This window comes from Pseudodesulfovibrio hydrargyri (assembly GCF_001874525.1).
GTDB lineage: Bacteria > Desulfobacterota > Desulfovibrionia > Desulfovibrionales > Desulfovibrionaceae > Pseudodesulfovibrio > Pseudodesulfovibrio hydrargyri.
In genome coordinates this window covers 359,788-377,622 of the sequence record NZ_LKAQ01000001.1, presented here as the reverse complement: position 1 = coordinate 377,622, position 17,835 = coordinate 359,788, and the positions used below count along the sequence as shown (strand labels likewise).

The following is a 17,835-nucleotide window of genomic DNA, read 5'->3' as shown; positions in this document are numbered from 1 at the left end:
TGTCTTCCGTAAGCCCTTGATTTCTTTGGTAGCGGGGGCAGGATTTGAACCTACGACCTTCGGGTTATGAGCCCGACGAGCTACCGTACTGCTCCACCCCGCGACACGTGAGACGCCGTTTCTAGGTTGATACCGAATCTTTGTCAACCCGCTGGGCTGTCTTTTTCTTGCGACAGGGTACCCCGCGTCGTTTGAACAAAAGAAAAAGCGGTTACACCCATTCAGATGTAACCGCTTGATTTCCTTGGTAGCGGGGGCAGGATTTGAACCTACGACCTTCGGGTTATGAGCCCGACGAGCTACCGTACTGCTCCACCCCGCGACACGTGAGAAGCAGTTTCTAGGTTGATGCCGGATTTTTGTCAACAGCAAATTTAGAGAAATTCCCAAAAGATTTTCCGGGCCGCGAAATCCTTGGTCAAACGGGTAAATGACCAGCAAAAAGTTTACAACCGCGTCCGAATTCCGTAGAGAATCACCCCTATGAGCAACGCAGAAAAGTTTTCCGTGGTCCTGCCGGTCTACAACGAGCAGGACAACCTGCAGACCCTGTTCGCCGAGATCAGGGCTGCGGCCGATTCCACGGGCCGCCCCTGGGAGGCCGTGTTCGTGGACGACTGCAGCACGGACCGGAGCCTGGCCATCATCCGCGAACTGGCCGAAGCCCACCCCGAGGTGCGCTACGTGGCCTTTGCCGAGAACCGGGGCCAGTCGGCCGCCTTCTGCGCCGGATTCGACGCCGTGGACTCGGACATCGTGGTCACCATGGACGCGGACCTGCAGAACGACCCGTCCGACATCCCGGACATGCTCGCCGCCTTCGGCCGGGACTGCGAGATGGTCATCGGCTGGCGGGCCAAGCGCCGGGACACCTTCATCAAGCGCATTTCCTCCAGGATCGCCAACAAGATCCGCGACTCCATCGTGGACGACGGCGTGCACGACACCGGCTGCTCGCTCAAGGTCATGCGCACGGACCTGCTGCGCCGCATCCCCCGGTTCAAGAACATGCACCGCTATTTCCCCATCCTGATGAAGATGGAGGGCGCGCGCATCCACGAGGTCAAGGTCAATCACCGGCAGCGCGGGGCGGGCGTGTCCAAGTACGGCACCCTGGACCGGGCCCTGGCCGGCATCTGGGACCTCATCGGGGTCAAGTGGCTCATCACCCGGCACATCGGCTATACCGTCAAAGAGAAGAAATAGGCATGACCCCGCCCGCCTACTGGTGGCTGCTGGCCCTGGTCGTGGTCATCCAGGGGTTGTTTTTCGTGCGGATCATTGTTTTACGGATGCGCGGGAAAGGAGTACAACCCTTGGCGCGTCCGGCGCGGGCCGCCCTGGCGGCCTCGGGACTGGCCGGACTGGCCTACGGATTCGTGCAGCGCGACCCGCTGTTCTTTCTGGGCCAGGCGTGTCTGCTGATTCTCTACTATCGTATGCAACGTGAGCGAAATGACCTCGGATAAGCAAAACTCCAACCTGAATTTCAAGTCCCTGTCCAAGGGGCTGATCATGCTGGCCGTGCTCGGCGGGGCGGTCTACGTCTCCCGGGCCATGGGCCTGGGCGACATGCTCTCCGATACGCAGTGGTTCAACGACCACGTGCTCGGGAGCGGGCCGCTGTCCGTGATCATCTTTCTGGCCGTGAGCGCGGTCTTCACCGGAGTGGGGCTGCCCCGCCAGCTCATCGGCTTTCTGGGCGGCTTCGCCTTCGGGGTCTTCGGGGGCACGGTGCTGTCCACCGTGGGGTCGGGTCTGGGCTGCGCCATGGCCGCGCTGTACGGCCGCATGGGCGGCCGCGACCTGGTGGAGCGCAAGCTGGGAACGCGGGTGCACAAGGTCAACCGCTTCCTCCAACACGAGCCGTTCAACACGGCCCTGGCCATCCGGCTGTTTCCCCTGGGGTCCAACCTGATCGTCAACCTGGCCGCCGGGGTCAGCTCCATCCCGCTGCTGCCCTTCGTGCTCGGCTCCACCCTGGGCTACATCCCGCAGAATTTCATCTTCGCCCTGTTCGGCGCGGGCATGAACCGCGAGTCGACCACGGGCGTGGTCCTGTCCGTGGGGATGAGCATCGCGCTGTTCGTGGTTTCGGGCTGGCTGGGCATCCGGGTCTACCGGCGCTACCGCAGTCAGGCCGGAGTGTTGGAGGATACGGACGAGTAGTCCGGCCCTGGCAAGCTATCCCTTTTAAGCCAACGCGCCTATTCGGGGCGCAGGGACGGAAAGCGGCGCGCGAGCTCCCGCCACAGGAGCCAGACCGCTCCGGCCACGACCACGCCCCAGAGCCATCCGGCAAGGACGTCCGTGGGGAAGTGCTTGCCCAGGTAGACGCGGGAATAGCCCGACAACACTGGCACCAGCAGCGGCCACGCCCTGAGGCGGGGCCACAGGAGCATGGCCAGCAGGGCCAGGGCCATGGTGTTGGCGCTGTGGGCCGAGGGGTAGGAGGAGCCGTTTTCCTTGGTCCGGACAAAGGAGCCCGGCCGGGAGCGCCACTCGCCGTTTTCCACGTAGCGGGTCCCGGCCACGGCGTTGAGCGGGCGGACCCGGTGGATTTCGTCCTTGGCCAGCTTGGTGGTGAAGTCCGAGACCCCCATGCCCGCCAGCAGGACGAGGAAGAGGATGAGTTGTTTTTTGCCGCCCCTGAGCACTGCGGCGACCACGGCCACGGCCAGGATGGCCATGAGCACGGCCGTGGACGAGAACAGGGGCATGATCGCGTCCAGCAGGCCGGAGTGCCAGTGCTGGTTGATGAGCAGGAAGAGTTGCAGGTCCAGGGCTGGGGTGGCGAAAAACATGGCGTTCCTTTCGATTTTTCGGAATGCATAGCCGTCTTTGGCCCGGCGGGCAACTCCGGGGTTGTCAAACCGTAAAAAAGGTTCAAGAGTCCGTTTCATGGAAACAGCGGTAAGAAAGGCGCGGCTGGCCGTGACCATGCCCAGGTTGAGCCGGTACGGCGGTGCGGAATCCTTTGCCTGGCGGCTGAGCGAGGTCCTGGCCGCGCGCGGCCATCAGGTGGACTTCATCTGCGCCCGGTGCGAGACCGATCCGCCCGAAGGCGTCAAGCCCGTGGTGTTGGGCCGGTTCGGGGCGTTTCGCATGGTCAAGGTCCTGTGGTTTGCTTACGGCGCGGACAAGGCGTGCCGCAAGGGCGGCTACGATCTCGTCTTCGGCATGGGCAAGACCCTGAACCAGGACATCCTGCGCATCGGCGGCGGGCCCATCTCCAAATTCTGGGAGCTGTCCCGGCGGGCCTGGCCCGAGGGGGTCGCCCGCTCCTTCAAGATGTTGCGCAGGCGGCTGTCTCCCGGCAACTGGGCCATCCATCTCATCGACCGCATCCGCATGCGGCGCACCCCGCGCATCGTCTGCGTCTCTCACCTGGTTCGCGATTGGCTGGTGGAGGCGCATCCGTCCCTGAACAAGGACGCCATCGACGTGGTCTACAACCGCCCGGACCTGGAGCGGTTCTCGCCCATCGGCAGCCAGGAGCGGCTGCGGCTGCGGGCCGCGTCCCAGATAGGGGAGGACCAGGTGGTGGTGGCCACGGCGGCCACCAACTTCGCGCTCAAGGGCATCCGCCATCTCGTGGGCATGATGTCCCTGCTGCCCGAGAATTTCATCCTGCATGTGGCCGGGGGGCGCAACCCCGCCAAGTACGAGCGTTTGGCCAGAGAGCTCGGCGTGGCCGACCGGGTCCGCTTCCTGGGCCGGGTGGACGACATGCCCGCCTTTTACCGCGCGGCCGATGTCTTCATCCTGGCCACGTTCTACGACGCCTGCTCCAACGCCGTGCTCGAGGCCCTGGCCTGCGGCTGCCGGTCCGTGTCGAGCCGGCTGAACGGAAGCGCCTATTTTCTGCCGCCTCGCTGGGTCTTCCCCGATCCCGCCGACGAGAAGTCCATGGCTGATCTGGTCCGCCGGGTGGCCGACGAGCCCAGGCCCGGGCCGTTTGAGTGGCCGGAGGACGTGCGCTCGGGGCTCGAACCGTATGTGGAAATGGTAGAGCGGGCCCTGGCCGAAAAATAGCCGGTCCGGCAGACGCGAAGCGGCCGGGGGACAATCATCCCCCGGCCGCTTCGCGTTTTCGGTTCCGGTCCCCGGTTACATCGATTGCAGTTCACTTTCGAAGTACTCGATGGTCCGGGCCAGCCCGGCGCGCAGTTCAGTTTTCGGTTTCCAGCCCAGTTTTTCGCCGGCCAGGGTTATGTCCGGCTTGCGCTGCATGGGATCGTCCGAGGGCAGGGGCTTGAAAAGAATCTTGGACCCGGAGCCGGTCAGTTCGATGACCGTCTCGGCCAGCTCGCGGATGGTGAACTCCATCGGGTTGCCCAGGTTCATGGGGCCGATGAATTCGTCGTCCGTGTCCTCCATGAACCGGACCATGCCGTCCACCAGGTCGTCCACGTAGCAGAAGCTGCGCGTCTGGTTCCCGCTGCCGTAGACCGTGATGTCCTCGCCCTTGAGGGCCTGGACCACGAAGTTGGAGACCACCCGGCCATCGTTCATGGCCATGCGCGGGCCGTAGGTGTTGAAGATGCGGCAGACCTTGATGGAAAGCCTGTGCTGGCGGTGGTAGTCGAAGAACAGGGTCTCGGCGCAGCGCTTGCCCTCGTCGTAGCAGGAGCGCAGGCCGATGGGATTGACGTTGCCCCAGTAGTTCTCGGTCTGGGGATGGACCTCGGGGTCGCCGTAGACCTCGGAGGTGGAGGCCTGGAAAATCCGCGCCTTGAGCCGCTTGGCCAGTCCGAGCATGTTGATGGCGCCGTGGACCGAAGTCTTGGTGGTCTGCACCGGATCGTGCTGGTAGTGCACGGGCGAGGCCGGGCAGGCCAGGTTGTAGATTTCGTCCACTTCCACATAAAGGGGGAAGGTGACGTCGTGCCGGATGACTTCGAAGAAGGGATTGTCCAGCAGGTGCAGGATGTTGGACTTGCTTCCGGTGAAGAAGTTGTCCACGCAGATGACCTCCCGGCCCATATCCAGGAGCCGTTCGCACAAATGCGAGCCGAGGAACCCCGAGCCGCCGGTAACGAGTACGCGATTTTTCATCATGCCGCTGGTTTGCAATAAAACGGCAGGACCGTCAACAGGCGGAAAAACCTTTACTGTTCGTGCGTTGCGGGTTTAAGAGGGATGATAAACCGTTTTTGGGCGACCGTGTTCCGCTTGAGATTCAAGAGGTTGAGGCGGTTTCGGAACGGGCCGCCCGGCATCAACAAGACAGGATTTCCCGATGATCGTGAATGTGGTGGAATGTTTGTCCGGCGCGCGGAGCGCCAAGGGTCTGGTCGTTATCGTGGACGTCTTTCGGTCCACCACCCTGGGTTGCTTCCTGGCTGCCGGGGGCGCGGCCGAGTACATCGTCACCGACAGCCTGGACCGGGCGCGGGCCATGGCCGCCCAACGTGGCGGCAAGGTCATAGGCGAGCTGGTGGACGTGCCCCCCAGCGAGTTCGACTACCTCAACTCCCCATACCTGATCGAGAAGGCGGACATCAGGGGCGAGACCCTGATCCACGTGACCAACGCGGGCACGCGCGGGCTGATGGTCTGCGAGAACGCGGACGAGGTCGTCATGGGCTCCTTCGTCAACGCAGGGGCCGTGGTCGACTACGTCCTGGCCAGGCAGCCCGAGGTGGTCACCCTGGTGGCCATGGGCACCGGCGGGACCATGCGCGCCCAGGAGGACATGATGTGCGCCATGTACATCAAGAACGAACTCGAGGAATATCCCAACAGTTTCGAGACGCTGAAGAAGTTTCTCCGCGACGTGGACACGGCGGCCAAGTTCTTCGACGACGCCCGCGAGGACTGCCCGGAGGAGGATTTCGACCTGTGCATGGACCTCGACCGTTTTGATTTCATCCTCAAGGGGGAACCCGTGGAGGGCGGCGTGAGGCTTGAAAAGGTGGACGTTCCCGCGAGGAAGACCACCTAGGGAGAGAGCATGAGCGACCAGTTGCAGAAGATCCTCATCGTCGACGATTCCCGGACCAACCTGGCCCTGCTCAACCATATGCTCCGCGACGTGGAGTGCGGGGTGGTCCAGGCGGACAGCGGCCTGGAGGCCGTGGACCTGGCCCGCAACGACGATTTCGCGCTGATCCTTCTGGATATCCAGATGCCCGGCATGAACGGCTACGAGGCCGCGGCCAGGATCAAGGAGCACGAGCGCAGCCGGAGCGTGCCGATCATTTTCATCACCGCCATCTTCCAGGACGAGGAGAACGTGCGCCAGGGCTACGAGACCGGGGCCGTGGACTACCTCTTCCGGCCCGTGGACGTGGACATCCTGATCAGCAAGGTCAAGGCGTTTTTGCAGATGCACCGCCAGAAGGTCCTGCTCGAGCAGGAGATCGAACAGCGTCGCCGCACCGAGGCCGCCCTGCGTGTGGCCGAGGAAAAGTACCGGTCCATCTTCGAGCGGGCCATCGAGGGGATTTTTCAATGCACCCCGGAAGGGGAGTTCCTGGAGGCCAACCCGGCCATGCTGCGCATCCTCGGCTACGACCGCATGGAGGACGTCATCGGCAGGCCCGCCTTCCGGGACCGGTTCATGCCCGATGAGAGCGAGCGGCTGATGTACCGGGAGATCATGGAGCGTAACGGGGCCGTGACCGGCTTCGAGTTCCGCCTGCAACGCCGCGACGGCGAGGTCGTCTGGTGCTCGGAGTCCTCCCGGGTGGTCCGCCCGGGCAATGGCGAGGACTTCATCGAGGGGGTCCTGGAGGACATCACCGAGCGCAAGAACGTCGAGCTCGAACTCAAGCGGCTGGCCACCCTGGACAGCCTGACCGGCATCGCCAACCGGCACCGCTTCTTCGATCGGCTGGAGCACGCCCTGGCCCTGGCCAAGCGTTACGGAACCAAGGTGGCCGTGCTCTTCGTCGATCTCGACCAGTTCAAGCGCGTCAACGACACCTACGGCCATCAGACCGGGGACGAGTTGTTGCGCCAGGTCGCCGAGCGGCTGCAGCTGCGCACCCGGGAGTCCGACACCCTGGCCCGGCTGGGCGGGGACGAATTCGGCATCCTTCTGCCCGGGATCACCGATCAGGAAGGGACCCTGCGCTTCACCCGCGATCTCCTGGACGTGGTCCGGCAACCCTACGACGTGGACGGTCTGGAACTGGTCATCGGAGCGACCATCGGCATCAGCTTCTACCCCGACGACGGCAAGGATACCGTGACCCTGATCAGCCGCGCGGACGCGGCCATGTACGGGGCCAAGAAAAAGGGGAGGGCCGATTTCGGCACCTTTGCCGAATATGATTCGCCGGAGTAGGTCGGCGGCCCGTTGTGGGCGGTTTTTCCAAGAGGCGTTTCGCGTGGGCGAAACGCCTCTTTTCGTCTCGGCGGGCAAGATTCCCCGCCTTGCCGGGGGAAAAACGGGGCCGGGAACCGTGTCTGGCCGGGGGCTGCGCAGAGTGAAGAAAATTACATACTTAGGCGGTGGGTTCTTTACGAAAAAAAGCGCAAGGTGCTTGACTTGGGGCTTTTTTCGAGGCATGGAACTCGTTAATTCTTGAAAAGTTTTTTGGTTCAAGATTTCCGCAAATTTACTGCCAAAGGATGGGGTATGATTTTCAATTGGCTGCATTTTGCAATCGTCTTGTTTCTGCTCGCTGGTCTGCTGTTCGCCATCGGGCCGCTGATTCTGGCGGGGCTGCTGGCCCCCAGAGCGAGGGGAGGGGATATCGGCATGCCGTACGAATGCGGCATGATCCCCTATGGCAGTTCGTGGGCCCGGTGGGGGGTATCCTATTACGTATACGCCCTGATCTTCCTGGCCTTCGACGTCGACGTCCTTTACCTGTTCCCGGTCTCCACGGCATATGCCGACGCCGAGGGCTGGGTGCCCTTCGTAAAGGTCTTCGTCTTCCTGTTCTTCCTTATTCTCTCCGTCATCTATTTTTGGGCGAAAGGGGTGTTCACATGGCCGCGCAGGATTCAGTAGTGCAACAGGAGTACCTGACGGCGGGCAACCATCGCATGGACCCGCCGCTGGTCAACATGAAACTGGCCCAGGACATCTTCGACGTCTGCCGCTCCATGTCCTTGTGGCCCATGACCTTCGGCCTGGCCTGCTGCGCCATCGAGATGATGGCCACCGGCATGGCCCGGTTCGACATGGCCCGCTTCGGGGCCGAGGTCTTCCGGCCCTCGCCGCGCCAGTCCGACGTCATGATCGTGGCCGGCACCGTGACCAAGAAGATGGCCCCGGCCGTGGTCCGTCTCTATGAGCAGATGCCCGGACCCAAGTGGGTCATCGCCATGGGCAACTGCGCCATCTCCGGCGGCCCCTTCAAGATCAAGGACAACTACAACGTGATCCAGGGCGTGGACACGCTCATCCCCGTGGACGTCTACGTGCCGGGCTGTCCGCCCAGGCCCGAGGGGCTGCTCGAGGGATTTTTCGAGCTGCAGCGCCTGATCACCGGCAAACGTTGGTGGCCCGTCGCCGCCAAGGTGGAGGGCTAGCCATGTTGCAGGCTTTGGAAGGAGTGGCGACCCAATGCGTCGCGAAACAGGATCCGGCGGCCACGGGGCACGCCTGGTCGGTCTTTCTGGCTCCCGGCCAGATTCTCAAGGCCGCCGGGAAGCTGTTTACGGCCGGTTATTCCCTGGAGGACATCCTCGCCCTGGACGTGGATGAGGGATTTCTGGTGCAGTATCATTTCAACCGATGGACTCCGAACGAGCGGATTGTCCTCCGCGTCCTCGTGGGCGGAGACAACCCCGTGGTCCCGTCCATCACGTCCGTCTTCGACGGCGCCGAGTGGCACGAGCGGGAGACCCGCGACTTCCACGGCGTCGAGTTCGAAGGCAACCCCAACCTCGTGCCGTTGCTCATGACGGTGGAGGACAAGGATCTCTTCCCGCTGCGCAAGACCGACAAGGTGCGCAAGTCCGTCAAGGACTTGCTCTCCCTGGGTGAAGTCGTGTCCTGCTCCCCGGAAGTGGAAGCGTTGTTTGCGGAAGCGGAGGCCGGGGAGGCCTCCGACGCGTAGGCCGGGGCGACCGGTCGGTATCAAACACCGGACTGAGAGTGTATGTCGGCTTACCAGAATACGGAACAAATGAAGGGTGATTTCTACACCCAGAAGTTCGAGGCCGGGAAGCAGGACGGCACCCTGATCATCAACATGGGTCCGCAACACCCGTCGACGCACGGCGTCTTGCGGATCGTGATCGAGGTGGACGGCGAATACATCGTCCGTGCCGAGCCCGTGCTGGGCTACCTGCACCGCATGCATGAAAAAATGGGCGAGACCCAGACCTGGGGAGGATTCATCCCCAACATGGGCCGCGTCGACTACGGCCACGCCATGGCCTGGAACTGGGCCTACGTGGGCGCGGTCGAAAAACTGATGGGCATCGAGGTCCCGGAAAGGGCGGAATACCTGCGGGTCATCATGACCGAGCTCAACCGCCTGGCCTCCCACCTGCTGTGGTGGGGCGCCTACATCCTCGACCTCGGCGCGTTCACGCCCATCATGTACGCATTCGACGATCGTGAAATGCTCCTGGACATCCTGCAGAGGCCGTCGGCCTCCAGGCTGACCTACAGCAACTTCCGCGTCGGCGGCGTGCAGATGGACATCGACGACAAGTGTATCGAACTGATCAAGGCGTTCATCCCGCACTTCCGCGAGAGACTGCCCATGTACCGCGATCTCGTCACCGAGAACCTCATCCTGCGCCGCCGCATCGAGGGCATCGGCATCATCGACCAGGACATGTGCCGCCGCTACGGCTGTACCGGTCCCGTGCTCCGTGGCGCCGGCGTCCCCTATGACGTGCGCAGGGACGAGCCGTACTCGATCTACGACCGTTTCGATTTCGAGATTCCCACGAGCGACACCTGCTGTTCAGCGGGGCGCTACCACGTCCGCCTGGCCGAGATGGAGCAGAGTCTGCGCATCATCGAGCAGGCCCTGGAGCAGCTCCCGTCCGCCGAGGGCAAGCACATCATGGACAAGGCCCCCAAGCCCTCCATGAAGCCGCCGGCGGGCGAGGCCTACTTCAACGTGGAGGGAGGCCGGGGCAAGATCGGCGTCTACGCCGTGTCCGACGGCGGCAAGGTGCCGTACCGCATCAAGCTGCGCGCGCCCGGGTTCTCCAACCTGAGCGCCTTCGCCGAGGCCGCCACGGGCACGCTCCTGGCGGACGCCGTGGCCATCCTGGGCAGCCTGGACCTGATCATTCCTGAAATCGACCGGTAGGGGGAATTCATGAACGCATTCTTAATGAACCTGTTAGTCCTGATCATCGCGGCGGTGGCCGCCATGGCCTGGCTGGGGATAAACGCCCTGGTGTGGGTCTATTGCGAGCGCAAGTTCGCGGGCCACATCCAGCGCCGCCCCGGCCCCTTCGAGGTCGGCCCCCACGGCGTGCTCCAGCCGCTCATCGACGGCCTGAAGCTCATGGGCAAGCAGCTCCTGACCCCGGACAACGCGGACGCGGTCCTGTACTGGCTGGCCCCGCTTCTGTCCATGCTGCCGGTGCTGCTGCTCTTTCTGCCCATCCCGTACGGCCCGGTGCTGACCGGCATGGACGTCAATCTCGGCCTGCTGCTGATCCTGGCCTTCTCCAGCTTCAACGGGCTGGCCGTCATCCTGGCGGGCTGGGCCTCCAACAACAAGTGGGGCGTGCTCGGCGCGGCCCGAGCCGTGTCCCAGACAGTGGCTTATGAAATCCCGCTGCTGCTCACCGTGCTGGCCATCTCGTTCATGACCGGGACCCTGAGCCTGACCGAGATCACGGCCATGCAGGAAGGTTACATATGGAACTGGTTCATCTTCAGGAACCCGTTCACCTTCCTGTCCTTCTTCGTCTTCATCATCGCCATGTTCGGCGAGACCAACCGTGCCCCGTTCGACTTGGCCGAGGCCGAGTCCGAGCTGACCGCGGGATTCCACACCGAGTATTCCTCCATGGGCTTCGGCCTCTTCTTCATGGCGGAATACGGCTACATGGTCGTCATGTGCTCCGTCTGCTCCGTCCTGTTCCTGGGCGGCTACCACGGCCCCATCCCCGGCATCGACGGGTGGTGGTGGATGCTCGTCAAGACGTATGCCCTGTTGTCGCTCATGGTCTGGGCTCGCTGGACCTACCCCCGCGTCCGGTTCGACCAGCTGCTGAACATCAACTGGAAATGGTTGCTGCCGCTGGCCACCTTCAACCTGTTGGCCATCGCGCTGATCGTGAAGCTGTAGGGGTGTAGCAATGGGTAAATTCAAAGAAAAGGTCATTCAGCCGATCCTTGACTCATGGTCCCTGATCGTGGGCCTGAAGATCACGGGCAAGTACTTCTTCAAGCCCCTGATCACGGTCCACTATCCGCGCCAGGTCATCGACGACGAGAATCTGGAAACATATGGCGGGCACGTCGAACTCATCGGCAAGCCCAAGGATCCGGCCACGCCCAAGTGCATCTCCTGCATGATGTGCGTGACCAACTGCCCGAGCAAATGCCTCACCGTGGTCAAGTCCAAGCCTCCCAAGCTCACCGCCGCGGAGGAAGAGGCCATGAAGGCGGCCGAGGAGGCGGGGGAAAAGGTCGTCAAGCCCAAGGCCCCCAAGAACCCGGCCAAGTTCCTCTACGACTACACCCTGTGTTCGCTGTGCGGCACCTGCATTGACAACTGTCCGGCCAAGTCGCTGAAATTCTCCAATAACATCTATTGGGTGGCGACTTCCAGAAAAGAGATGAAAATCGATCTTCTCGCCCGGCTCAAGGAGCAGGCCACGGAACTTTCCGCGCCTGCCCCCAAGACCGAGGCCGCCCCGGCCGCGGCGGAGAAGGAGGCCTAATATGGAAGTCTTGGCAAAAATAGCATTCGGCGTGTACACGCTCGTCATTCTGGGCGGGGCCGTCCTCGCCGTGTCGAGCAGCAGCCTGGTGCGCGCCCTCATCGGCCTGATCACCACGCTCATCGGCGTGGCCGGGATGTACCTGCTCCTGGCGACGCCCTTCATGGCCTTCATGCAACTGCTCATCTACATCGGCGCGGTCAGCGTCCTGATCTTCTTCGCGGTCATGCTGACCCGGGCGGAGCAGGGCGGCGACGAATCCGACAAGGCGCCCATGAAGCGCTATTTGTACGGACTGGCGGCCACCATGGCCCCGGCGGCCTTGCTGGGCTGGCTGGTCCTGACCCGGCCCGCCGCGTCCGTGGCCGTGCCCGTGGAAGTGCCCATCAAGCAGCTCGGCGACGGACTGCTCGGTTCCTACTTCCTGCCCTTCGAGCTGATCTCGGTCATCCTGATGGTCGCCATGTCCGGCGCCGTCCTGCTGGTCTGGGAAAAGCGGGGCGCCAAGAATGGAGGGGACAGGTAATGAGCGCACTGACCCTCTATCAAATCGTCGCCCTGATCCTCCTGTGCGCGGGCCTGTTCGGCCTGACCCAGCGCAGGAGCCTCGTCGGCATGCTGATCTCGGTGGAGCTGATGCTCAACGGCGCGGGGCTGTCCATGGTGGCGGCCGCGCAGCTGACCGACTTCAGCGCGGTCCTGGGACAGCTCGGCACCCTGTTCGTCATGGGGCTGGCCGCAGCCGAAGCCACGCTGGTCCTGGCCATGGTCGTGGTGGTTGCGAGACGTTTCAAATCCGCCAAATCCAGTGACATCACTACTCTGAAGGAATAACTATTATGGAAGGTGTAACGACATATAGTCCCATTCTTCTGCCGGTGGTGTTCACGCTCCTCACGCCGCTCTTCATCTACCTCTGTAGAGGGGAGGAGAACCGGCGGGAGGCGATCAGCTTCATCGGTGCGTTCCTGACCTTCACCTCGGTGCTCTGGATGGCGCCGAAAGTCCTCGCCGGACAGGTCCTCTACTACCACGTAACCACCATCCTGCCGGGCATCACCATTGCCTTTGCGGCTGACGGGCTGTCCATGGTCTTCGCCCTGATCGCCCCGTTCCTCTGGTTCTTCGTGACCAGCTACAACATCGGCTACATGCGCGGCCTGAACGAGCACGCGCAGACCCGTTACTACGTCTGCTTCGCGGTGGCCATCTTCGGCGCCATCGGCGTGGCCCTGTCGGCCAACGTGTTCACGCTCTACCTCTTCTACGAGGTCATCACCGTGTTCACGTACCCGCTGGTCTACCACCACGAGGACGACGAGGCCAAGGTCGGCGCCCGCAAGTACATCGTCTACCTGATGGGTACCTCCAAGCTCTTCCTTTTGCCCGCCATGGTCCTGACCTACGTGCTGGTCGGCAACCTCGACTTCAACCTGGCCGACATCCAGCACGGCATGTTCTCGGCCCAGGTCATAGCCGAACACCCCAGGCTGGTCGCCCTGACCTACTGGCTGTTCATCTTCGGCATCGGCAAGGCGGCGCTTATGCCGTTCCACAACTGGCTGCCCTCGGCCATGGTCGCGCCCACCCCGGTTTCGGCCTTGCTGCACGCGGTGGCGGTCGTCAAGGCGGGCGTGTTCTGCGTCAGCCGCATCGTGCTCTCGGCCTTCGGGACCAAGACCGCGGCGGCCCTGACCATGAGCCAGGTCTTTATCGGCTCGCCCGGCTCCTGGCTCGGCGATCTGTCCATCGGCCTGGGCACGGCGTACATAGCGGCCTTCACCCTGACGGTGGCCTCGTTCATCGCCCTGACCAAGGACGACATCAAGGCGCGGCTGGCCTACTCGACCGTGGCCCAGCTCTCCTACATCGTGCTCGGCGTGACCATGCTGGTCGATTCGAGCGTGCAGGGCGGGGTGATGCACATCGCCCACCACGCCTTCTCCAAGATCACGCTGTTCATGGCGGCGGGCGCCATCTACGTCGCCTGCCACCTGAAGAAGATCAGCCTCATGGACGGACTGGGCCGGCGCATGCCGCTGACCTTCGGGGCATTCGGTATCGCCTCCCTGTCCATGATCGGCATGCCGCCGGTCTGCGGTTTCGTCTCCAAATGGTACCTGGTCAACGGCACGCTGGACGCGCACCAGTGGCCGCTGTTGTGCGCGCTGCTGTTGTCCACCGCGCTCAACGCGGGCTACTTCGTGCCCATCACCTACAGGGCCTTCTTCAAGAAGCCCCGGCCCGAGGCCAATATCGGCCAGTACAACGAGCCGTCCCTGACCATGGTGATCCCGCTGTGCATCACGGCCTTCATCTCGGTGTTCTTGGGTCTGTATCCGCAGACATTCCTGAACTTCGTCAACGTTCTCGGCAAGTTCTAGGGGGGTATATATGAGTCAACAAAATGGATTGGGCGAGATCCTCGCCAAATGGAGAGACAACTGGAAGACGTGGAGGACCATCTTCTTCGTCGTGCTGGGCGTGCTCGTGCTGCTCAACATCCCGTTCGTCACGCATCATCCGCACTTCGGTCTCGACAAGTACCCCGGGTTCTTCGCCGGATTCGGCCTTGTCGTCGGGCTGGCCATGGTCATCGTCATGAAGAAGATCGTCCAGCCGTTCATCGCCCGCAAGGAGGACTACTATGGGGATTGATACCTTCATCCACCCCGCGGCGGGTTTCCTCCTGCTCGCCCTGCTGGTGCCCCTGATGCCGCTGGGCCTGTGGAAGAACAAGGCCTTGCGGGGCGCGCTGGCGATCATTCCGCCGCTCATCGCCCTGTACTCCATCTTCACGGTGGAGCCGGGCTCCTACGGGGTGCTGCACTACCTTGATCAGGCCCTGACCTTCGGGCGCGTGGACAAACTGTCCATCGTCTTCGGCCAGGTCTTCGCCATCATATCCTTCATCGGCTGCATCTACGGCATGCACGTGGAGGACAAAGGGCACTACGTCTGCGCCTCGCTCTACGTGGCGGGCGGATTCGGCTGCGTGTTCGCGGGCGACCTGCTGACGGTCTTCCTGTTCTGGGAGCTGATGTCCATCGGCTCGACCTTCCTCATCTGGCAGGCCAGGACCAAGGAATCCGTGCACGCCGGTTTCCGCTACTTCCTGTACCACACGGTGGGCGGCCTGTTCCTGCTGGGCGGCCTGCTGCTGAAATACAAGGCCACGGGCGGCTTCGCCTTCGACCTCGTCAATCCGGCCGAGGCCCATCTCTACGATTGGCTGATCCTGACCGGCTTCTGCGTCAACGCCGCGGTCGTGCCCCTGCACGCCTGGCTGCCCGACGCCTACCCGCGCGCGTCCGTGGCCGGTGCGGTGTACATGTGCGCCTTCACCACCAAGACCGCGGTCTACGTGCTCTGCCGGGGCTTCGCCGGCTGGGAGGTCCTGGCCATCGCCGGTACCTTCATGGCGGTCTACGGAGTCCTTTACGCGTGCATCGAAAACAACGCCCGGCGCATCCTGTCCTACCACATCGTCTCCCAGGTGGGGTACATGGTCGCGGGCATCGGCATCGGCACGGCAATGACCATCAACGGCGCCGTGGCCCACGCCTACGCCCATATTCTTTACAAGGGTCTGCTCTTCATGGGCACCGGCGCGATCCTGTACTCGGTCGGCACGGCCAAGCTGGACGAACTCGGCGGCCTGGTCACCAAGCTGCCCTGGGTCATGGTCTGGTACATGGTCGCGGCCCTGTCCATCTCCGGCATGCCGCTGTTCAACGGTTTCATCTCGAAGACCATGACCATCGCGGGCGCGGCCGAACATCATCGCACCTTCCTCGCCCTGGGCATGGAGATCGCGGCGGTCGGTACGTTCATCTCGGTGGGCATCAAGCTCCCGTACTTCGCGTTCTGGGGGCGCAAGAAGGAATTCACGGGCGAGGTCAAGCCCCTGCCCGTGAACATGTACATCGGCATGGGCATCTGCGGCCTTTTGTGCATCGCGCAGGGCGTCTATCCCCACATGCTCTACAAGTACCTGCCCATGGTGGTGGAGGAGCATCCCTTCCACCCCTGGACCATCGACAAGGTTCTCAACGCGGGGCTGCTGCTCGGCTTTTCGGGCCTGGCCTTCTACCTGACCCGCTACATCATCACGCCGCACAAGGCGCTCAACCTGGACTTCGACTGGTTTTACCGCCTCATCGGCAAGGTGACCATGAAGGCCGTCTGCTGGCCCTCGGCCAAGGTTGACGACGTCTGGACCGAGGTCTACCGGACCGTCGGCCTGCGGTCGCTCATCGGTATGGGGAGAGGCACTTCCTGGTTCGACAAGAAGGGCATCGACACGGTGGTGGACGGCAGCGCCTACACCGTCAGGAACATCGGCAGGGCGGGGGCCAAGGTCCAGACGGCCAACCTGCAGGACTACCTGGCGCTGGCCGCCGTTCTCGGCTTGGGCATCTTCGCCCTGGTATGGTACTTCGGCTAAGCCGGACAATCTAAGGAGAGCTCATTTTGGACTTCGGATATCCGGTACTCACGATATTGATCGCATTCCCGCTCATCGCGGCGTGCGGACTCTTCTTCCTGCGGGCCCCGCAGGTGGTGAGGTACTACACCATGGCGGTGTCCCTCATCGAGTGTCTGCTGGCTGTGCCGCTCATGGGCTTCAAACTGAACGCTGACTTCCAGTTCGTCGAGAAGCTGGACTGGGTCCACCAGTGGGGCCTGCAGTACTACCTCGGCGTGGACGGCATCAGCATACTCATGGTCCTTCTGACCATCGCGGTCCTGCCGCTGTGCGTCATGTGCTCCTGGACCTACATCGGCAAGCGGGAGAAGGAATTCCACTTCTGCCTGCTGTTCATGACATCCTCGGTGCTCGGCGTGTTCTGCGCCCTGGACCTGGTCCTGTTCTACGTCTTCTGGGAAGCCATGCTCATCCCCATGTACCTGCTCATCGCGGTCTGGGGCGGCGACGACCGCAAGTACGCGTCGCTCAAGTTCTTCCTGTACACCCTGGCGGGGTCCACCTTGCTCCTGGCGGCCATCGTGGCCTTCCGGGTCACGGGCGGCACCTTCTCCATTCCGGACCTGATGCAGATGAACTTCAGCTTCCGCTTCCAGTTCTGGGCGTTTCTGGCCATGGCTCTCGCCTTTGCCATCAAGGTGCCCATGTTCCCGTTCCACACCTGGCTGCCAGCGGCCCACGTGCAGGCGCCCTCGGCCGGTTCCGTCATCCTGGCGGCCGTGCTGCTGAAGATGGGCACCTACGGGTTCCTGCGTTTCTGCCTGCCGCTCACCCCGGCGGCCAGCGAATACTTCGCCCCCATGATGATCGCGATTTCCATCGTGTCCATCCTGTACGGCGGAGCGATCGCCCTGGGACAGTCCGACATCAAGAAGCTGGTCGCCTACTCCTCGGTGGGCCACATGGGCTTCGTGACGCTGGGCATCTTCCTGTTCAACCAGCGCGGCGTGGAAGGCGCGCTCTTCCAGATGCTCAACCACGGCATCGTCACCGGCGCGCTGTTCATGATGATCGGCGCGGTCTACGAGCGCAGCCACAGCCGCGAGATCTCCAAGAACATGGGCCTGGGCAAGTACCTGCCCGCCTTCATGTTCTTCTGGGGCCTGATGGCCCTGGCCTCCTTCGGATTCCCCGGGACCAACGGGTTCGTGGGTGAAATCCTGGTCTTCATCGGCGCCTTCCAGGACTCCCCGTTTATCGGCATGTTCCTGGTGCCCGGCGCGCTGCTGGGCGCGGCCTACATGTTCCGCGTGTCGCTGAAGATGGCCTGGGGCAAGCCCAGTACGGCCAAGGCCTGGCGCGATCTGAACGCTCGGGAGTGGATCTATCTGACCATCCCGGCCGTGTTCGTGCTCTGGATCGGCCTGGCGCCCACCGGCTTCTTCAAGGTCATCGATCCGTCCGTCAACAAGCTGCTCAACGACTTCGACCAGCGCAAGGTCGCCGCCGTGGAAGCCGAGCAGCCTATGCAAACAGCCGCCGCGGACATCCACAGTCTGCTGGCGGAAAAGGAATAGGGG

Annotated in this window: 20 protein-coding genes and 2 tRNA genes; 18 read left to right on the top strand and 4 right to left on the bottom strand. The window is 63.0% G+C overall.

All coding sequences use genetic code 11. The features are described 5' to 3' along the window. Nucleotides 1-26 precede the first annotated feature (26 nt). A tRNA-Met gene (locus BerOc1_RS01875) sits at nucleotides 27-103 on the bottom strand. Nucleotides 104-245: 142 nt separating this feature from the next. Beyond that, nucleotides 246-322: transfer RNA gene (locus tag BerOc1_RS01870), tRNA-Met, on the bottom strand. A gap of 161 nt (nucleotides 323-483) precedes the next feature. On the opposite strand from BerOc1_RS01870, the gene BerOc1_RS01865 reads away from it, so the two are divergent. From BerOc1_RS01865 to BerOc1_RS01855, 3 genes are read left to right on the top strand one after another with little or no spacing between them, the layout of a single operon-like run. Beyond that, complete coding sequence (locus BerOc1_RS01865) at nucleotides 484-1,206, top strand: glycosyltransferase family 2 protein (protein ID WP_071544028.1); 723 nt, start codon at nucleotides 484-486, stop codon at nucleotides 1,204-1,206. Between the two features lie 2 nt (nucleotides 1,207-1,208). Beyond that, nucleotides 1,209-1,469 carry a lipid A biosynthesis domain-containing protein gene (locus BerOc1_RS01860; RefSeq protein WP_071544027.1) on the top strand — a complete coding sequence of 87 codons (261 nt, stop codon included), beginning with the start codon at nucleotides 1,209-1,211 and terminating at the stop codon, nucleotides 1,467-1,469. Continuing rightward, complete coding sequence (locus BerOc1_RS01855) at nucleotides 1,456-2,169, top strand: TVP38/TMEM64 family protein (RefSeq protein ID WP_071544026.1); 714 nt, start codon at nucleotides 1,456-1,458, stop codon at nucleotides 2,167-2,169. Before BerOc1_RS01860 ends, BerOc1_RS01855 begins: the two co-directional genes overlap by 14 nt. A 38-nt stretch (nucleotides 2,170-2,207) precedes the next feature. Here BerOc1_RS01855 and BerOc1_RS01850 read toward each other — a convergent pair whose 3' ends face one another. Continuing rightward, a complete protein-coding gene (locus BerOc1_RS01850; RefSeq protein ID WP_071544025.1) occupies nucleotides 2,208-2,804 on the bottom strand; it encodes a phosphatase PAP2 family protein in 597 nt (198 codons plus the stop codon). Nucleotides 2,805-2,901: 97 nt separating this feature from the next. Between BerOc1_RS01850 and BerOc1_RS01845 the strand changes: the two genes are divergently transcribed. Next, complete coding sequence (locus BerOc1_RS01845) at nucleotides 2,902-4,035, top strand: glycosyltransferase family 4 protein (RefSeq protein ID WP_071544024.1); 1,134 nt, start codon at nucleotides 2,902-2,904, stop codon at nucleotides 4,033-4,035. 75 nt (nucleotides 4,036-4,110) lie between these two features. On the opposite strand, the gene BerOc1_RS01840 is transcribed toward BerOc1_RS01845, so the two are convergent. After that, nucleotides 4,111-5,061, bottom strand: a complete 951-nt coding sequence (locus tag BerOc1_RS01840) for a UDP-glucuronic acid decarboxylase family protein (RefSeq protein ID WP_071544023.1) — start codon at nucleotides 5,059-5,061, stop codon at nucleotides 4,111-4,113. 181 nt (nucleotides 5,062-5,242) lie between these two features. On the opposite strand from BerOc1_RS01840, the gene BerOc1_RS01835 reads away from it, so the two are divergent. From BerOc1_RS01835 to BerOc1_RS01770, 14 genes are all read left to right on the top strand, one after another. Next, nucleotides 5,243-5,947, top strand: a complete 705-nt coding sequence (locus tag BerOc1_RS01835; protein ID WP_071544022.1) for a 2-phosphosulfolactate phosphatase — start codon at nucleotides 5,243-5,245, stop codon at nucleotides 5,945-5,947. 9 nt (nucleotides 5,948-5,956) lie between these two features. After that, the gene (locus BerOc1_RS01830) at nucleotides 5,957-7,294 is read left to right on the top strand and encodes a diguanylate cyclase domain-containing protein (RefSeq protein ID WP_071544021.1); all 1,338 of its coding nucleotides are present in this window, start codon (nucleotides 5,957-5,959) and stop codon (nucleotides 7,292-7,294) included. A 294-nt stretch (nucleotides 7,295-7,588) separates the two neighbouring features. Continuing rightward, entirely contained in the window at nucleotides 7,589-7,966 is a 378-nt protein-coding gene (locus tag BerOc1_RS01825) for an NADH-quinone oxidoreductase subunit A (RefSeq protein WP_071544020.1), read from the top strand. Beyond that, nucleotides 7,945-8,490 carry an NADH-quinone oxidoreductase subunit B gene (locus tag BerOc1_RS01820; RefSeq protein WP_071544019.1) on the top strand — a complete coding sequence of 182 codons (546 nt, stop codon included), beginning with the start codon at nucleotides 7,945-7,947 and terminating at the stop codon, nucleotides 8,488-8,490. Before BerOc1_RS01825 ends, BerOc1_RS01820 begins: the two co-directional genes overlap by 22 nt. Nucleotides 8,491-8,492: 2 nt before the next feature. Next, nucleotides 8,493-9,020, top strand: coding sequence for an NADH-quinone oxidoreductase subunit C (locus BerOc1_RS01815; protein WP_071544018.1), 528 nt, complete (start codon nucleotides 8,493-8,495; stop codon nucleotides 9,018-9,020). 42 nt (nucleotides 9,021-9,062) lie between these two features. Further along, nucleotides 9,063-10,235: an NADH-quinone oxidoreductase subunit D gene (locus BerOc1_RS01810; protein ID WP_071544017.1), complete on the top strand. Its 1,173-nt coding sequence runs from the start codon at nucleotides 9,063-9,065 to the stop codon at nucleotides 10,233-10,235. A gap of 9 nt (nucleotides 10,236-10,244) precedes the next feature. Continuing rightward, complete coding sequence (gene nuoH / locus BerOc1_RS01805) at nucleotides 10,245-11,228, top strand: NADH-quinone oxidoreductase subunit NuoH (RefSeq protein WP_071544016.1); 984 nt, start codon at nucleotides 10,245-10,247, stop codon at nucleotides 11,226-11,228. A 10-nt stretch (nucleotides 11,229-11,238) separates the two neighbouring features. Continuing rightward, a complete protein-coding gene (locus tag BerOc1_RS01800; protein WP_071544015.1) occupies nucleotides 11,239-11,826 on the top strand; it encodes a 4Fe-4S binding protein in 588 nt (195 codons plus the stop codon). Between the two features lies 1 nt (nucleotide 11,827). After that, complete coding sequence (locus BerOc1_RS01795) at nucleotides 11,828-12,352, top strand: NADH-quinone oxidoreductase subunit J family protein (protein WP_071544014.1); 525 nt, start codon at nucleotides 11,828-11,830, stop codon at nucleotides 12,350-12,352. Then, the gene (gene nuoK, locus BerOc1_RS01790; protein ID WP_071544013.1) at nucleotides 12,352-12,660 is read left to right on the top strand and encodes an NADH-quinone oxidoreductase subunit NuoK; all 309 of its coding nucleotides are present in this window, start codon (nucleotides 12,352-12,354) and stop codon (nucleotides 12,658-12,660) included. The genes BerOc1_RS01795 and nuoK overlap by 1 nt, the downstream gene beginning before the upstream one ends. Nucleotides 12,661-12,665: 5 nt before the next feature. After that, the gene (locus BerOc1_RS01785; protein ID WP_071544012.1) at nucleotides 12,666-14,210 is read left to right on the top strand and encodes a monovalent cation/H+ antiporter subunit D family protein; all 1,545 of its coding nucleotides are present in this window, start codon (nucleotides 12,666-12,668) and stop codon (nucleotides 14,208-14,210) included. Between the two features lie 10 nt (nucleotides 14,211-14,220). Continuing rightward, the gene (locus BerOc1_RS01780) at nucleotides 14,221-14,484 is read left to right on the top strand and encodes a hypothetical protein (RefSeq protein ID WP_071544011.1); all 264 of its coding nucleotides are present in this window, start codon (nucleotides 14,221-14,223) and stop codon (nucleotides 14,482-14,484) included. Next, nucleotides 14,474-16,273, top strand: a complete 1,800-nt coding sequence (locus BerOc1_RS01775; protein ID WP_071544010.1) for a Na(+)/H(+) antiporter subunit D — start codon at nucleotides 14,474-14,476, stop codon at nucleotides 16,271-16,273. Before BerOc1_RS01780 ends, BerOc1_RS01775 begins: the two co-directional genes overlap by 11 nt. Nucleotides 16,274-16,296: 23 nt before the next feature. Further along, nucleotides 16,297-17,832: a complex I subunit 4 family protein gene (locus BerOc1_RS01770; protein ID WP_071544009.1), complete on the top strand. Its 1,536-nt coding sequence runs from the start codon at nucleotides 16,297-16,299 to the stop codon at nucleotides 17,830-17,832. The last annotated feature ends 3 nt before the right edge of the window (nucleotides 17,833-17,835 follow it).

Bases quoted from the DNA above. Each gene is read 5' to 3' on its own strand.
- BerOc1_RS01825 (WP_071544020.1), top strand. From the start codon at position 7,589: ATGATTTTCAATTGGCTGCATTTTGCAATCGTCTTGTTTCTGCTCGCT.
- BerOc1_RS01850 (WP_071544025.1), bottom strand. From the start codon at position 2,804: ATGTTTTTCGCCACCCCAGCCCTGGACCTGCAACTCTTCCTGCTCATC.
- BerOc1_RS01820 (WP_071544019.1), top strand. From the start codon at position 7,945: ATGGCCGCGCAGGATTCAGTAGTGCAACAGGAGTACCTGACGGCGGGC.
- BerOc1_RS01800 (WP_071544015.1), top strand. From the start codon at position 11,239: ATGGGTAAATTCAAAGAAAAGGTCATTCAGCCGATCCTTGACTCATGG.
- BerOc1_RS01855 (WP_071544026.1), top strand. From the start codon at position 1,456: ATGACCTCGGATAAGCAAAACTCCAACCTGAATTTCAAGTCCCTGTCC.
- BerOc1_RS01810 (WP_071544017.1), top strand. From the start codon at position 9,063: ATGTCGGCTTACCAGAATACGGAACAAATGAAGGGTGATTTCTACACC.
- BerOc1_RS01845 (WP_071544024.1), top strand. From the start codon at position 2,902: ATGGAAACAGCGGTAAGAAAGGCGCGGCTGGCCGTGACCATGCCCAGG.
- BerOc1_RS01860 (WP_071544027.1), top strand. From the start codon at position 1,209: ATGACCCCGCCCGCCTACTGGTGGCTGCTGGCCCTGGTCGTGGTCATC.
- nuoK (WP_071544013.1), top strand. From the start codon at position 12,352: ATGAGCGCACTGACCCTCTATCAAATCGTCGCCCTGATCCTCCTGTGC.
- BerOc1_RS01815 (WP_071544018.1), top strand. From the start codon at position 8,493: ATGTTGCAGGCTTTGGAAGGAGTGGCGACCCAATGCGTCGCGAAACAG.
- BerOc1_RS01780 (WP_071544011.1), top strand. From the start codon at position 14,221: ATGAGTCAACAAAATGGATTGGGCGAGATCCTCGCCAAATGGAGAGAC.
- BerOc1_RS01830 (WP_071544021.1), top strand. From the start codon at position 5,957: ATGAGCGACCAGTTGCAGAAGATCCTCATCGTCGACGATTCCCGGACC.
- BerOc1_RS01835 (WP_071544022.1), top strand. From the start codon at position 5,243: ATGATCGTGAATGTGGTGGAATGTTTGTCCGGCGCGCGGAGCGCCAAG.
- BerOc1_RS01775 (WP_071544010.1), top strand. From the start codon at position 14,474: ATGGGGATTGATACCTTCATCCACCCCGCGGCGGGTTTCCTCCTGCTC.
- BerOc1_RS01795 (WP_071544014.1), top strand. From the start codon at position 11,828: ATGGAAGTCTTGGCAAAAATAGCATTCGGCGTGTACACGCTCGTCATT.
- BerOc1_RS01865 (WP_071544028.1), top strand. From the start codon at position 484: ATGAGCAACGCAGAAAAGTTTTCCGTGGTCCTGCCGGTCTACAACGAG.
- BerOc1_RS01785 (WP_071544012.1), top strand. From the start codon at position 12,666: ATGGAAGGTGTAACGACATATAGTCCCATTCTTCTGCCGGTGGTGTTC.
- BerOc1_RS01840 (WP_071544023.1), bottom strand. From the start codon at position 5,061: ATGATGAAAAATCGCGTACTCGTTACCGGCGGCTCGGGGTTCCTCGGC.
- nuoH (WP_071544016.1), top strand. From the start codon at position 10,245: ATGAACGCATTCTTAATGAACCTGTTAGTCCTGATCATCGCGGCGGTG.